Origin of the sequence: Pseudomonas sp. TKO26 (genome assembly GCF_003225665.1) — a bacterium.
GTDB classification, from domain to species: domain Bacteria; phylum Pseudomonadota; class Gammaproteobacteria; order Pseudomonadales; family Pseudomonadaceae; genus Aquipseudomonas; species Aquipseudomonas saponiphila.
The window spans coordinates 169,262-183,952 of the sequence record NZ_QKLN01000002.1; the positions used below are offsets into that span (position 1 = coordinate 169,262).

8 protein-coding genes are annotated in these 14,691 nt (G+C 64.8%); 6 read left to right on the forward strand and 2 right to left on the reverse strand.

Annotation, left to right across the window (positions count from 1 at the left end):
* Nucleotides 1–236: 236 nt before the first annotated feature.
* The 6 genes from ptsP (at nt 237) to DNK59_RS04025 (ending at nt 9,354) form a co-directional block, all read left to right on the forward strand.
* Nucleotides 237–3,098 (forward strand): phosphoenolpyruvate--protein phosphotransferase, encoded by a 2,862-nt coding sequence (gene ptsP, locus DNK59_RS04000; protein WP_110722348.1) that lies wholly within the window; start codon nt 237–239, stop codon nt 3,096–3,098.
* Nucleotides 3,098–4,039, forward strand: coding sequence for a 1-phosphofructokinase (gene pfkB, locus DNK59_RS04005; protein WP_110722349.1), 942 nt, complete (start codon nt 3,098–3,100; stop codon nt 4,037–4,039). The genes ptsP and pfkB overlap by 1 nt, the downstream gene beginning before the upstream one ends.
* Nucleotides 4,040–4,050: 11 nt before the next feature.
* Nucleotides 4,051–5,796, forward strand: coding sequence for a PTS fructose-like transporter subunit IIB (locus tag DNK59_RS04010; RefSeq protein WP_110722350.1), 1,746 nt, complete (start codon nt 4,051–4,053; stop codon nt 5,794–5,796).
* A gap of 603 nt (nt 5,797–6,399) precedes the next feature.
* Nucleotides 6,400–6,780: a hypothetical protein gene (locus tag DNK59_RS04015; protein ID WP_110722496.1), complete on the forward strand. Its 381-nt coding sequence runs from the start codon at nt 6,400–6,402 to the stop codon at nt 6,778–6,780.
* Between the two features lie 219 nt (nt 6,781–6,999).
* On the forward strand, nt 7,000–8,541 hold the full coding sequence (locus DNK59_RS04020) for an alkaline phosphatase (RefSeq protein WP_110722351.1): 1,542 nt from the start codon (nt 7,000–7,002) through the stop codon (nt 8,539–8,541).
* A 432-nt stretch (nt 8,542–8,973) separates the two neighbouring features.
* Nucleotides 8,974–9,354: a hypothetical protein gene (locus DNK59_RS04025; protein WP_110722352.1), complete on the forward strand. Its 381-nt coding sequence runs from the start codon at nt 8,974–8,976 to the stop codon at nt 9,352–9,354.
* 261 nt (nt 9,355–9,615) lie between these two features.
* Here DNK59_RS04025 and DNK59_RS04030 read toward each other — a convergent pair whose 3' ends face one another.
* Both DNK59_RS04030 and DNK59_RS04035 read right to left on the reverse strand, forming a co-directional pair.
* Nucleotides 9,616–12,147, reverse strand: coding sequence for a sulfite reductase flavoprotein subunit alpha (locus tag DNK59_RS04030; RefSeq protein WP_110722353.1), 2,532 nt, complete (start codon nt 12,145–12,147; stop codon nt 9,616–9,618).
* A gap of 156 nt (nt 12,148–12,303) precedes the next feature.
* Nucleotides 12,304–14,559 (reverse strand): TonB-dependent siderophore receptor, encoded by a 2,256-nt coding sequence (locus tag DNK59_RS04035; protein WP_110722354.1) that lies wholly within the window; start codon nt 14,557–14,559, stop codon nt 12,304–12,306.
* Nucleotides 14,560–14,691 lie beyond the last annotated feature (132 nt).

A 14,691-nucleotide genomic window follows, 5' to 3' on the forward strand; every position in this document is an offset into this window, starting at 1 on the left:
CGACCAACGTCGGAACCGGCCATCGAGCGGAAGGACTTCAAGGCGACGAGATTATCGAGTAACTTAGCAAACTTGCTAGATTAAACGTTTCAGCAGGCGTATTTTCTAGGCTAGATCACAAACGAAAAAACACCTCTGCCAGGTAACAAGTCCCGTTTGTGGCCATAAAGACGCCTACGCTGCTTACTTAAAACAATACCTAGCGCCGCCACCTGCCGCGCTAAATAGGAGAAGCCATGCTCGAGCTCACTGTTGAGCAGATATCCATGGGCCAAACGGCTGTGGATAAGTCCGCGGCGCTGCATTTGCTGGCCGATAAACTGGTGGCTGACGGCCTGGTGGCCGAGGGCTACCTGGCTGGCCTCAAGGCCCGCGAAGCCCAGGGCTCGACCTTTCTCGGCCAAGGCATCGCCATTCCCCACGGCACCCCGGAAACTCGCGATCAGGTGTTTGCCACCGGCGTGCGCCTTTTGCAGTTTCCCGACGGCGTGGACTGGGGCGACGGGCAGATTGTCTACCTGGCCATTGGCATTGCGGCCAAATCCGATGAGCATTTGCGACTCCTGCAACTGTTGACCCGCGCCCTGGGGGAAACCGACCTGGGCCAGGCCCTGCGTCGCGCCAGTTCCCCGGAGGCCCTGCTCAAGCTGTTGCAGGGCGCCCCCCAGGAACTGGCGCTGGACGCGCAGATGATCGGCCTTGGAGTGGCGGCGGAAGATTTCGAAGAACTGGTCTGGCGTGGTGCCCGCCTGCTGCGCCAGGCCGAATGCGTGAGCAACGGCTTTGCCGCGGTGCTGCAACAGGTGGATGCGCTGCCCCTGGGCGACGGTCTTTGGTGGTTGCACAGCGAGCAGACCGTGTTGCGCCCAGGGCTGGCGTTCGTCACCCCGGACAAACCCATCCGCTACCTGGGCCAGCCTCTGAGCGGCCTGTTCTGCCTGGCCAGCCTGGGGGAAGCCCACCAGGCCCTGCTGGAGCGCCTGTGCGCGCTGCTGATCGAAGGCCGTGGCCAGGAATTGGGCCGCGCCACCAGCAGCCGCGCGGTGCTGGAAGTGCTCGGCGGTGAGTTGCCGGCGGACTGGCCCAGCGCCCGTATCGCCCTGGCCAACGCCCACGGCCTGCATGCCCGTCCGGCCAAGGAGCTGGCGCAGTTGGCGAAGAACTTCGAAGGCGAAATCCGCATCCGCATCGCCGATAGCGCGGCTTCGGCGGTCTCGGTAAAAAGCCTGAGCAAGCTGCTGAGCCTCGGCGCGCGGCGCGGCCAGGTGCTGGAACTGATCGCCGAGCCGAGCATTGCCGCCGATGCCTTGCCCGCATTGCTGGCGGCCATCGAGCAAGGCCTGGGCGAAGCCGTCGAGCCATTGCCGGCGGTCAGCGCTCCCCGGGAAGAGCCGCAGGACGTCGTGGAGCCGATCAGCGCCCCGGCTTCCGGCAGCCTGATCCAGGCCATCGCCGCCGCCCCCGGCATCGCCATCGGCCCGGCCCACATCCAGGTCCAGCAAGCCATCGACTACCCGCTGCGGGGCGAGTCCACCGCCCGCGAGCGCCAGCGCCTGCAGCAGGCCCTGGCCGATGTGCGCCAGGACATCGACGGGCTGGTCCAGCGCAGCCAGGCCAAGGCCATTCGCGAGATCTTCATCACCCACCAGGAAATGCTCGACGACCCCGAGCTCACCGACGAAGTGGACACTCGCCTCAAGCAGGGCGAAAGCGCTGAAGCTGCGTGGATGACCGTGATCGAAAGCGCCGCCAAGCAACAGGAAGCGCTGCAGGATGCCTTGCTCGCCGAACGCGCCGCCGACCTGCGGGACATTGGCCGCCGGGTGCTGGCGCAACTGTGCGGCATCGAAACCCCGGCCGAGCCGGACCAGCCTTACATCCTGGTGATGGACGAAGTCGGCCCCTCGGACGTCGCGCGCCTGGATCCGACCCGTGTCGCCGGCATTCTTACCGCCCGCGGCGGCGCCACCGCCCACAGCGCCATCGTCGCTCGGGCTCTGGGCATTCCGGCCCTGGTGGGCGCGGGCGCCAGCGTGCTGCTGATCAAGTCCGGCACGCCCCTGCTGCTGGACGGCCAGCGCGGCCGCCTGCATGTCGACGCCGATAGCCACACCCTGCAGCGGGCCGCCGAGGAGCGTGACACTCGCGAGCAACGGCTCAAGGCTGCCGCCGAGCAACGCCATCAACAGGCCCATACCACGGACGGTCACGCCGTCGAGGTGTTCGCCAATATCGGTGAAAGCGCCGGGGTCGCCGCCGCCGTGGAACACGGCGCCGAAGGCATCGGCCTGTTGCGCACCGAACTGATCTTCATGGCCCATCCCCAGGCCCCGGACGAAGCCACCCAGGAAGCCGAATACCGCCGCGTGCTCGACGGCCTCGCCGGACGGCCGCTGGTGGTGCGCACCCTGGATGTGGGCGGCGACAAACCACTGCCTTACTGGCCGATCGCCAAGGAAGAAAACCCCTTCCTCGGCGTGCGCGGTATTCGCCTGACCCTGCAACGGCCGCTGATCATGGAAGCGCAACTGCGCGCCCTGCTGCGCTCGGCGGACAACCGCCCGCTGCGGATCATGTTCCCCATGGTCGGCAGCGTCGAAGAATGGCGCCAGGCCCGGGACATGACCGAACGCCTGCGCCGGGAAATCCCGGTGGCCGACCTGCAACTGGGAATCATGATCGAAGTGCCGTCCGCCGCCTTGCTGGCGCCGGTGCTGGCCAAGGAAGTGGACTTCTTCAGCGTCGGTACCAACGACCTGACCCAATACACCCTGGCCATCGACCGTGGCCATCCGACCTTGTCGGCCCAGGCCGACGGCCTGCACCCGGCGGTGCTGCAACTGATCGACATCACCGTGCGTGCCGCCCATGCCCACGGCAAATGGGTGGGTGTCTGCGGCGAGCTGGCGGCAGACCCGCTGGCGGTGCCGGTGCTGGTAGGCCTGGGGGTGGATGAACTGAGCGTCTCCGGACGCAGCATCGCCGAGGTCAAGGCGCGGATTCGCGAGCTCAGCCTGACCCAGGCGCAAACCCTTGCTCAACAGGCTTTGGCCGTCGGCAGCGCTCACGAAGTGCGTGCCCTTGTGGAGGCCATGTAATGGCAAAGATTCTCACCCTGACCCTCAACCCGGCACTGGACCTGACGGTGCAGCTGGCCCGCCTGGAGGTCGGGGAAGTCAACCGCAGCAATGCCCTGCACAGCCACGCAGCGGGCAAGGGCCTGAACGTGGCCCAGGTGTTGGCCGACCTCGGCCATCAACTGACCGTCAGTGGCTTTCTCGGGGAAAACAATCCACAGGCGTTTGACGCGTTGTTCGCCCAGCGCGGCTTTGTCGACGCCTTTATTCGTGTGCCCGGCGACACCCGCAGCAACATCAAGCTGGCCGAAGACGACGGGCGCATCACCGATATCAATGGCCTCGGGCCCGAGGTCAGCGAGGCGGCGCAACAGGCCTTGCTTGAGCGTCTGGAGCAGATCGCGCCCGGGCATGACGCAGTGGTGGTGGCCGGTAGCCTGCCGCGAGGCATCAGCCCCGAATGGTTCCAGGCGCTGTTGCTGCGCCTGAAAAGCCTGGGCCTGAAGGTCGCCCTCGACACCAGCGGCGCCGCCTTGCGCGCCGGTCTGGCGGCGGGGCCCTGGCTGATCAAGCCCAACACTGAGGAACTGGCGGACGTGCTCGGCAGCCCGGTGCTTGGCGTGGCGGTGCAGGCCGAGGCGGCGCGTCTTCTGCTGGCCCAAGGCGTCGAGCACGTGGTGATTTCCCACGGCGCCGAGGGCGTCAACTGGTTCAGCGCCGCACCGCCCCTGCAGGCCCTGCCGCCCAAGGTCAGCGTGGTCAGCACCGTGGGCGCCGGCGACTCACTGCTGGCGGGCATGCTCCATGGCCTGCTCGGCGCCCAGCCGTTCGAACAGACCCTGCGCACCGCCACGGCGATTGCCGCCATGGCCGTGACCCAGATCGGTTTCGGCATCCGCGACAGGGCCCAACTGGCCCGGCTGGAGCAGGGGGTGCGCGTGCACCCCCTCATAGAACAATAAGAGGGTTGCGTATGAAGTTAGCCATTATTACCGCCTGCCCCAACGGCATGGTCACCAGCGTACTCTGCGCCCGCCTGCTGGACGCCGCGGCCCAGCGCCAGGGCTGGAGCACCAGCGTGGAAGTGCACGATGACGCACACCCGGAACGCCAACTCTCGGCCACTACCATCGAAGCCGCCGAGTGGGTACTGGTGGTCAGCACCGGGCCTGTGGACCTGTCGCGTTTTGTCGGCAAGCGGGTGTACCGCAGCACCCCGTCCCAGGCCCTGCAGGACGTCGATGCCGTGCTGCGTCGCGGCGCCGAAGAGGCCCAGATCCATGTCGCCGCCCAAGCCAGTGCCGAGCCGCTGATCGAGGCCGGCAAACGTGCGCCGCGCCTGGTGGCGATCACCGCGTGCCCGACCGGCGTGGCGCACACCTTCATGGCCGCCGAGGCCTTGCAGCAGACCGCCAAGCGCCTGGGCTACGACCTGCAAGTGGAAACCCAGGGCTCGGTGGGCGCGCGCAACCCGCTGAGCGCCGAAGCCATCGCCGCCGCCGACGTGGTGCTGCTGGCGGCGGACATCGAAGTGGCCACCGAGCGTTTTGCCGGCAAGCGCATCTACCGCTGCGGCACCGGCGTGGCCCTGAAACAAGCCGAGGCGACCCTGAACAAGGCCCTGGCCGAAGGCCAGCTGGAGACCGCCGCTCCCGGCGCCCAGGCACCGGCCAAGCAGGAAAAGACCGGGGTCTACAAACACCTGCTGACCGGGGTGTCGTTCATGCTGCCGATGGTGGTGGCGGGCGGCCTGATGATTGCCCTGTCCTTCGTCTTCGGCATCACCGCCTTCAAGGAGCAAGGCACCCTGGCCGCGGCCCTGATGCAGATCGGCGGCGAGACCGCCTTCAAGTTGATGGTGCCGCTGCTGGCCGGTTACATCGCCTACTCCATCGCCGACCGACCGGGGCTGGCGCCGGGGATGATCGGCGGCATGCTCGCCAGCACCCTGGGCGCGGGCTTCATCGGCGGCATCGTCGCCGGCTTCCTTGCCGGTTATGCGGCCAAGGCGATCAACAAATATGCGCGCTTGCCACAAAGCCTGGAGGCGCTGAAACCGATCCTGATCATCCCGCTGCTGGCCAGCCTGTTCACCGGGCTGGTGATGATCTACGTGGTGGGCAAACCGGTGGCGGGCATGCTCGAAGCCCTGACCCATTTCCTCGACAGCATGGGCACCACCAACGCCATTCTGCTGGGGGTATTACTGGGCGGGATGATGTGCGTCGACCTGGGCGGGCCGATCAACAAGGCGGCCTATGCATTCTCGGTGGGGCTGCTGGCCTCCCAGAGTTATGCGCCGATGGCCGCGACCATGGCCGCGGGCATGGTGCCGCCGATTGGCCTGGGGATTGCCACCTTCATTGCCCGGCGCAAATTTGCCCAGACCGAACGTGAGGCCGGCAAGGCGGCGCTGGTATTGGGTCTGTGCTTTATCTCCGAAGGGGCGATTCCATTCGCCGCCAAGGACCCGCTGCGGGTGATTCCGGCGAGCATTGCCGGTGGTGCTCTGACTGGGGCCTTGTCGATGTATTTCGGCTGCAAGCTGATGGCGCCTCATGGCGGCCTGTTTGTGATGTTGATTCCGAATGCCATCAACCATGCGTTGCTGTACCTGCTGGCGATTGTTGCGGGGAGTTTGCTGACGGCGGTGGTGTATGCGCTGGTGAAGCGGCCCGAAAGCGTCGAACTGGCTCTGGAACCGGCCAAGGCGGCCTGACCTGTTGCCAACGGCCCCCAACATTCGCACCTGTAGCCGCTGCCGCAGGCTGCGAACGGCTCCGTAGGAGACGGGGCGCAGAGGTTCGTCGGGAAATCGCCAAGCAAGGCCCTGCGGTCCTTTTCGCAGCTTCGCAGGCTCAGCAGCGGCTACAGGGCACGGCTTGGTGTAGCCGCTACCGCAGGCTGCGAACGCTCTGGGCGGCACTCCGTCGCAGGAGACGCGGCGATTTCAAGGACGCTGGTAAGCCTACGTCCGAATCTTGGTCGATCTCAGCCTTTGGTGGTGGTAACGGTCGGCCAAGTCTCTTTCTTTTGTAAGGCGTTTCCGAGACATTCCTTGGCGCTTGCGGCTGGGGACTCGGCTCACTAGGTTCGGTTCGTCACTGAATGTTCAGTGATCGGGTTTAGCCGCCTGATTCCGAGACACGCAAGTATTGCCCTGTCCCGGTTGGCTTTTGGCCTGCCGAGTTCTGTTATGGCGGCTGTGCGTGGGGCGCCCTTGGGTGCGCCGGATTCCTTGGACCGGTCTGCTAACCCGCGTACAGCTGCCACCTTACGTTTAGCAGCGTCAGGTGGTGGCTCCACCCCAAGGAGCTACACCATAAAAAAGATCGTCCCCGATCCAACTGTTTCCCTTTCTGTTTCCCGTCGTAATCCAGGCCACGATCTGGCCAACGAAGTCATTCGCCATGCACTGGCCAACCCCCGCATAAACGGCTCGTTGATCGCGGCTCTCCACCCCACCGCCGCGGGTCCTGCGGGCATCGACTCGCCCTTCAGCGTCCGCCCCGGCATCAGCGCCGAGGAAGCCTTGCTCCACGTTTCCATGCTGCTCAAAGCCGCTGAAGAGGTGTCCGACGAGATCACCGAGCAGGCCAGCGGCATCGAGCGTGGCTTGATCTGGTCCCTGGTGCATTCGGTGGAAATGGCCCGTGGCGTGGTCGATGCCTTGCTTGATGGCAATCGCCACGCTCCCGGTTGAGCGCGTAGCTAGCCGCTTGTTGTGGCGAGGGAGCTTGCTCCCGCTGGCGTGCGCAGCGTGCCCATGGCCAGCCACCGCCGTCTGTCAGGCATTTCCTGCATTCAGGAGTTACGGCCGCTGCGCAGCCGAGCGGGAGCAAGCTCCCTCGCCACCGTGCTGTCACACCCCCTTCATCCCCCCTGACTAAGGTTGCCTTTTGACCATTGTCAGGGAGTCACCATGAGCGAGTTCAACCTCGGCCGTCGTCGGATCATGCAAATCGCCGGGGCGGGGCTGTTGCTGCCGAGTCTGGCACCGGCGGTGATTGCATCGGTCAAGGATCGGCCGCAGCTCACCGATGGGGTGCAGTCCGGGGATCTGCTGGGGGACAAGGCGATGATCTGGAGCCGCACCGATCGCCCGGCGCGGATGGTGGTGGAGTGGGACACGCGAAGCATGTTCAGTAACCCTCGGCGTTTCATCTCGCCCCTGGCCGATGCGCGCACGGATTTCACGGCGCGGGTGGAGTTGACCGGGTTGCCGGCCGATCAGGCGATCTTCTACCGGGTGACCTTCGAGGACGCGCAATCCGGTGCGGCCAGTGAGCCGTGGTTCGGCCATTTGCGCAGTGCGCCGTCGCAACGCCGGGATATCCGCTTTGTCTGGAGTGGCGACACGGTGGGCCAGGGCTTCGGCATCAACCCGGACATCGGCGGCATGCGTATCTATGAGGCCATGCGCCTGCGCTTGCCGGACTTTTTTATCCACAGCGGCGACACCATCTACGCCGACGGCCCGGTGCCGGCGCAGTTGACCGTGGAGGACGGGCGCGTCTGGCGCAATATCACCACCGAGGCCAAGAGCAAGGTGGCCGAAACCCTGGATGAGTACCGGGGCAATTACCGCTACAACCTGATGGACGACAACCTGCGTCGCTTCAATGCCGAGGTGCCGCAGATCTGGCAGTGGGACGACCACGAGGTGGTCAACAACTGGTCGCCTGGCAAGCAGTTGGACGAGCGCTATGTGGTCAAGGACATCCAGACTCTGGTGGGCCGCGCGCGTCAGGCGTGGCTGGAGTATGCGCCGATGCGCCGGCAGAGCGCCGATGGCGGCGGGCGGATTTATCGCAAGCTCAGTTATGGGCCGTTGCTGGATGTGTTCGTGCTGGACATGCGCAGTTATCGCGGGGCCAACGATGACAACCTCGGGGGCGAGAAGCCCTTCCTGGGCCGTGAGCAGTTGGACTGGCTCAAGCGTGAACTCAAGGATTCCCAGGCTCAGTGGAAAGTGGTGGCGGCGGACATGCCGATTGGCCTGGGTGTGCCGGATGGCGAGGTCAGCCCGGGAGTGGCGCGCTGGGAAGCGATTGCCAACGGCGACCCAGGACCGGCCCAGGGGCGTGAGCTGGAGATTGCCGAATTGTTGGCGCACCTGCGCAAGCATCAGGTGCGCAACCATGTGTGGCTGACGGCGGATGTGCATTACTGCGCGGCCCACCATTACCACCCGGATCGCGCGGCGTTCCAGGATTTCGAGCCGTTCTGGGAGTTTGTCGCCGGCCCGCTGAATGCCGGGAGTTTCGGACCCAATGGGCTGGACAAGACCTTCGGCCCGGAAGTGGTGTTTCAGAAGGCGCCGCCGGCGCAGAACACTTCGCCCTTTGCCGGCTTCCAGTTCTTTGGCGAAGTGCAGATCGATGGGCAGACGGCAGAGCTGAAGGTGATCCTGCGGGACCTGGATGGTGTGGCGGTGTACGAGCAAAAACTGCAGCCGGTGTGATCGAGCTGCACCGGGGCGCGTTCTGGGGCGAGGTGGTCAAGGAGCTGCAACGGCCCTTTTGGGGGCGAGCGGATCAACCTCTGTTGTCAGAAATTTTCAGAGCGTGGCCGCGACTAAAGTCGGCCAAGTCTCTTTCTTTTGTAAGGGGTTTCCGAGAAACTCCCAGGCGCTTGCGGCTGGGTACTTGGCTCACTAGGCTCGGGGAGTCACTGAATGTTCAGTGATCGGGTTTAGCAGCTCGATAAGTCTCAGACGTATAAGCGCTATCTCTTTCTTGGCCAGATCTTGTTCTGGCCTGCTTGTTATGGCGGCTGTACGTGGGGCACCTTCGGGTGCGCCGGGTTCCTGAGCCCTGGTCTGCTAACCCGCGTCCAGCAGCCACCTTTCGTTTAGCAGCGATGGGGGAAGGCTCTACTGCTCGGGAGCTACACCATGAAAAAGATCGTCCCCGATCCGCCTGTTTCCCATTCTGTTTCCCGTCGTAATCCAGATCACGATCTGGCCAACGAAGTGGTTCGTTATGCCCTGGCCAACAATGCGTTGAACCGCTCGTTGGTCAATGAGTTGAAGCCCACGGCGGCGGGCCCTGCGGGCTCCGATTCGCCCTTCAGCGTCCGCTCTGGCATCAGTGCCGAAGAAGCTTTGCTCCACGTGTCCATGCTGCTCAAGGCTGCCGAGGAGGTGTCCGACGAGATCACCGAACACGCCAGTGGCATCGAGCGCGGGCTGATCTGGTCCCTGGTGCATTCGGTGGAAATGGCCCGTGGCGTGGTCGATGCCTTGCTCGACGGTAATCGTCACGCTGGCGGTTGAGCCAGCCAAAGCACCGACTGTGGCGAGGGGCTCGCACTGGCAGGCTGCTGACTTGTGGCGAGGGAGCTTGCTCCCGCTGGCGCGCGCAGCGCGCCCAAGGCCAGCCATCGCAACCTGTCAGACAGACCTCGCACTCAGGGGTTACGGCCGCTGCGCAGCCGAGCGGGAGCAAGCTCCCTCGCCACAGTCCTTTTTTCAGCCCTTCGACGCTGGCGCTCGCAGGCCGCCTGCAGCACAGAGCGCCCTGCGCCAGCGGTTTTGTCAGTAGACGTCGCGGCGGTAGCGTCCCTGTTCGATCAGGCGTTCGACCTGGTCGGCGCCCAGTACCTCGTCGAGCACCTGGTCGACCCCCGAAGCCATGCCCTGCAAGCTGCCGCAGATGTAGATCGCGGCGCCATCGGCCAGCCATTTCTTCAGTTCGTCGGCCGCTTGGCGCAGGCGGTCCTGGACGTAGATCTTCTCGGCCTGGTCCCGGGAGAACGCCAGGTCCAGGCGGCTCAGGTCGCCACGGGTGCGCCATTCCTGCAGTTCGTCCTTGAAGTAGAAATCATGCTCGGCGTTGCGCTCGCCAAAGATCAGCCAGTTGCGTTGCTGGCCGTCGGCGATGCGTGCCTTGAGCAAGCTGCGCAGGCCCGCCAACCCGGTGCCGTTGCCCAGCAGAATCAGTGGGCGAGGTTCGGCCGGCAGGTGGAAGCCGCTGTTGCGCCGCACCCGCAGGCTGATGCTCGAACCCACCGCGACATGTTCGGTGAGCCAGCCGGAACCAATGCCCAGGCTGCCGTCGGGGTGGCATTCCTGACGTACCAGCAACTCCAGGCAACCATCGGCGGCAATCGAGGCGATGGAGTATTCGCGCATGTTCAAGGGCACCAGGGCGTCCACCAGGGCCTGGGCGTGCAGGCCGATCAGATGGGCGCGGTTTTCCGGGAGCTGGCGGCTGCCCAGGGCTTGTTCGAGGCTTTCCTGCAGGCCATCCAGTTGCACCGGGGTGCTGCCGGAGAGGCCCAGGCCCACGAGGAAATCCGCCACCGCGCCACGGCTGTTGCGCGGCATCACTTCCACCAGATCCCCGGCCAGCCAGCCGCTGGCGCTAGGGGCCTGCAGTTGCAGCAGGTAGACCCCGGAGCCGCTGCTCTCGGGGTTGAGCAGGCGGCGGCTGGTCAAGGTCCAGTTGTCGAAGGCCGGGGCCTGCCACAGGTCCACCGGCGCATGGCCGGTGAGTTGCCCCAGTTGCTGCTGCCAATGACGCAGGGCGTAGCTGTCGCCGCTGTCCACTTCGATGGGGGCGAACAGGGTGCTGGCGCCCTGGTTCGCCAGCCAGTCGTGCAGGCGCCGGGCAAAACCGCAGAAGTGCGGGTACTGGCGGTCGCCCAGGCCAAGCACGGCGTATTCCAGGCTCGGCAGCGACAGCTCGCGGCCCAGCAGTTTGCGCTCGAAGCCGCGGGCACTGTCCGGGGCTTCGCCGTCGCCAAAGGTGCTGACCACGAACAGCGCACGCTGGGCACTACGCAAGTCCTGTTCACCGAGGTTGCCCAGGGGCAGGACGCGGGCGGCGATCCCCGCGCTTTGCAGTTGCCCGGCGGTCTGCCAGGCCAGTTGTTCGGCAAAACCGCTCTGGCTGGCGAAGCCGATCAGCCACGCCGAACCATCGTTGGCGGCACTTTCCAGGCCCTGGCGTGCGTCCTTGATCTGGCGCTTCTTGCGCCGGCGATCCAGGTACAGCAGCCAGCCGGTGATGAAGAACAGCGGCATGCTCAGTGAGGCCAGGGTCAGGACGATGCGCCCGATCAGGCCGAAGTAGCTGCCCACGTGCAAGGCGTAGACGCTGGTGAGCAGCTGCGCCTTGAGGCTCTGTTCGGCATAACGCTCATGACGGCTGATGACCCCGGTGACGGGGTCCAGGGTCAGCTGGTTCAGGGCGCGATCGTGGGGTGAACCTTTAAGCAGGTAGAACACCGTCGCCGGCTGCCCGGCCACCGGCGGCATGCGGATGTTGTAGGCGCTGAGGTCCTTGCCGGCGGCGCTGTAGATGCTGCTCCACAGGGCGTTGTAGTCCGCCACCGGGGCCGGACCCTTGGGCGGCGGGCCACCGCGCCCACCGCGCTGGCGTTCACTGTGTGGCGAGTCGGAGAGCAGCTTGGTCAGGCCTTCCCGATACCAGTCGTAGGACCAGTACAGGCCGGTGAGGGCGAACAGCAGGTAGAACAGCAGGCACCAGGTGCCGAACACCGCGTGCAGGTCCCAGTTGAAGCCGCGGCCTTTCTTGGCCCAGTCCAGGGTCAGCCATACTCGCCAGTTGCCAACCTGGCGCGGCCAGCGCAGGTACAGCCCGGACAGGCAGAAGAAGATCAGGATCAGGGTGCAGGCACCGGTGATCTGCCGGCCGGTGTCGCCGATGGCCAGGAAGCGGTGCAGTTGCAGCATGAAGCCGAAGAAGTCCTGGCCGACCGCGTCACCCAGGAGCTCGCCGGTGTACGGATCGAAGTAGCGCATCTGGCCGCGACGCTCCCCCGGCGGCGGGGTGAAGAATACCCGCGCAGCGTTGTCGCTGTCGGTTTCCACCCAGAGCATGGACACGTTCTTGCCTGCGGCGGCCTGGATTTTGTCCACCAGTTCGGCGGGCGGCAGCACCCCGGCCGGGAGCGGGTCGACTTGCAGCGCCGAAGGATTGAGGGCGCGCAGGATCTCGTCCTGGAACGACACTGTCGCCCCGGTGATGCCCATCAGGGCCAGGACCAGCCCCGCGCTGATGCCGAAGAACCAGTGCAGCTGGAACAGGGTTTTCTTCAACACGTCACTCGCCTTGTTCGTCCAGAGAGAGAAAACACGGCGCGCATTATGCCGTGTGTTGTCGAGAAGCATTCGTTTTTACACGCAAAAGCCCCAGGCACTCGGATGCGTGGGGCTTTTGCGCCCGTGGCCGGGGCCACAGGTGGGTGTCGTGCGGGATCAGAAGTGGAAGTTGGCACTCATCAGCGCGGTACGGCCGGCGGCAACGTGGGCGTAGTGGGTCTGGAACACCTGGTCGAAGTAACGCTTGTCGGTCAGGTTCTGCACGTTGAGCTGCAGGTCGACGTTCTTGGTCAGCTTGTAACTGGCCATGGCGTCGTAGCGCCAGTAGGACGGGATCTCCACCGAGTTGGCGATGTTGCCGAACTGCGAATCGACGAAGGTGGCGCCGGCGCCGACGGTGAGGCGTTCCGGGATCAGGTCATAAGTCGACCACAGGGTGAAGTTGTTCCGTGGCGTGCTCGGGGTGTGGTTGCCCTCGTCCACCGCCAGGGTGGTTTTGACCACTTCGCTTTCCATGTAGGTGTAGCCGCCGTAGACCTTCCAGTTGCGGGTCAGCTTGCCGCTGTAGGTCAGTTCCAGGCCGTTGACCCGTTGCTCACCGTCCAGCACCTGGGTGGCGCCGCCATCCGGGTCGTTGATCCGCGCGTTGGTTTTCTCGGTACGGAACAGGGCCGCGGTCAACGACAGGTCGTCATCGAAGAAGTCCCACTTGGTGCCCACTTCATAGTTGCGGTTCTTTTCCGGGTCCAGGCTGCTGTTGTTCGCCGCCAGGTCCAGGCCGCCGTTACCGCTGGTTTCGCCCGCCGGGTTGCTGGAGGTGGAGTAGGCCGCGTAGACGCTGCCGTTGGGCAGCGGTTTGTAGACCACGCCGATCTGGTAGTTCCACAACTGCGAGTTGTTTTCGCGGGCGAACTCGCCCACCGGGGCACGGGTGGCGTAGCCACTGGAGCGGGTCTGGTAGTCATCAAAGCGCAGGCCCAGGTTCAACGACCATTGCTCGTTGAACTTCAGGGTGTCGAACACGTAGGCCGCAGCGGTCTTGGTGTCGGTATCGGTGTAGGCCGCGCTGTCCTTGATGGTGCCGTTCCAGCCGGCGCCCGGTGTCGGGTTGTTGAGGCTGGTGCAGTCGCCATTGGCGATCAGGGCCGCGTTACAGGTGCTGCCGCTGACCGCCGAGGTAACGTCGTAGGCACGGTTGTGGGTATCCACGTAGGAGAACTCGATACCGGTCACCAGGCTGTGCTCGATGAAGCCGGTGTCGAACTTGGCGCTCAGGTCGGTCTGGTTGGTCCAGCCCTTGGAGGTCGAGTTGCGGCTTTTCGGGCTGCGATAGACGGTGCCGTTGGCCACGTTGCCACGGCTGTCGTCCGGGTTGGTGACGACGTAGTCCAGGGTCGAGCGCGACAGGCGGAAGCTGTTGGACAGGGTCAGGTTGTCGTTCAGGTCGTGTTCGATCTTGATCGTGCCGCTGTCTTCGCTGGTCTTGCGGTAGTCGCGGCCGGTGAGGCCGTAGAAGTTGTCACGATTGACGCTGACCGGTTTGTCGACGTTGTACTTGCTGCGGCGGGTGCCACTGTTGGTCAACGGGATGCCGTAGTCCGGGATGTCGTCGGTGTTGAGGTGGTAGTAGCCCACGGTGACCCGAGTGTCGGTGCCCAGGCCGAAGGCGAAGGAGGGCGCCACGCCCCAGCGGCTGACTTCCACGGCGTCGCGACCGGCCACGTTGGCCTCGTGCTTCATCAGGTTCAGGCGGAAGGCCGAGGTGTCGGTCATCTGCTGGTTGAGGTCCAGGGTAGTGCGTTTGGTCTGGTCCGAGCCCCAGGTGAACCCCCCGTTGTAGGAATTGCCCAGCTTGGCGGTCTTGGAGATCAGGTTCAGGCTGCCACCGGTGGAACCAGCACCGGTAAAGGCCGAGCCAGGGCCCTTGCTGACTTCGATGGATTCGACGTTGAAGATTTCCCGGCTTTGCGAAGCGGGGTCGCGCATGCCGTCGATGAACACGTCGCTTTCGGCGTTGAAGCCGCGAATGATCGGGCGGTCACCGGCCGGGTTGCCGCCTTCACCGGCGCCAAAGGTAATCCCGGGTGTGGTGCGCAGGGCATCCACCAGGCTGGTGGCGGCAGTGTCGCGCATCACTTGCTGGGGAATCACCGTCACGCTTTTCGGCGTTTCCCGAAGCGGGGCGGTGTATTTTTTCGACGAGGAGGTGTCGACCTTGTAAGACGTCTGCTCCTGGGCCTCACCGCTAATGCTGGTGGCATCCAGGGCAATGGCCTTGCCCGCGGTCTTTTGCTGGGTGTCTTCAGCAGCCTGGACCATATGGCCCGCAGAGCCGGCGCTGAGCGCTACGCCAATGGCGGAGGCCAGCAGGCGCGGTGAGCTGACAGCGGATGGTGGTTGTTGGCGTGACATGGTGGTTCCCCTCCCCAAGGATTTGAGGTCGCGGAATATAGGGGAAAGAAACAATCGTTATCAATTGCGAAACGTTACTATTCGCACTGAATTTACAATCTTTACAATTTATCCTTACGGTTTTTACCTGCT

What these genes read in the sequence shown, in the direction of transcription:
- ptsP (WP_110722348.1), top strand. Translation starts at nt 237, where the DNA reads ATGCTCGAGCTCACTGTTGAGCAGATATCCATGGGCCAAACGGCTGTG.
- DNK59_RS04035 (WP_110722354.1), bottom strand. Translation starts at nt 14,559, where the DNA reads ATGTCACGCCAACAACCACCATCCGCTGTCAGCTCACCGCGCCTGCTG.
- DNK59_RS04010 (WP_110722350.1), top strand. Translation starts at nt 4,051, where the DNA reads ATGAAGTTAGCCATTATTACCGCCTGCCCCAACGGCATGGTCACCAGC.
- DNK59_RS04025 (WP_110722352.1), top strand. Translation starts at nt 8,974, where the DNA reads ATGAAAAAGATCGTCCCCGATCCGCCTGTTTCCCATTCTGTTTCCCGT.
- pfkB (WP_110722349.1), top strand. Translation starts at nt 3,098, where the DNA reads ATGGCAAAGATTCTCACCCTGACCCTCAACCCGGCACTGGACCTGACG.
- DNK59_RS04020 (WP_110722351.1), top strand. Translation starts at nt 7,000, where the DNA reads ATGAGCGAGTTCAACCTCGGCCGTCGTCGGATCATGCAAATCGCCGGG.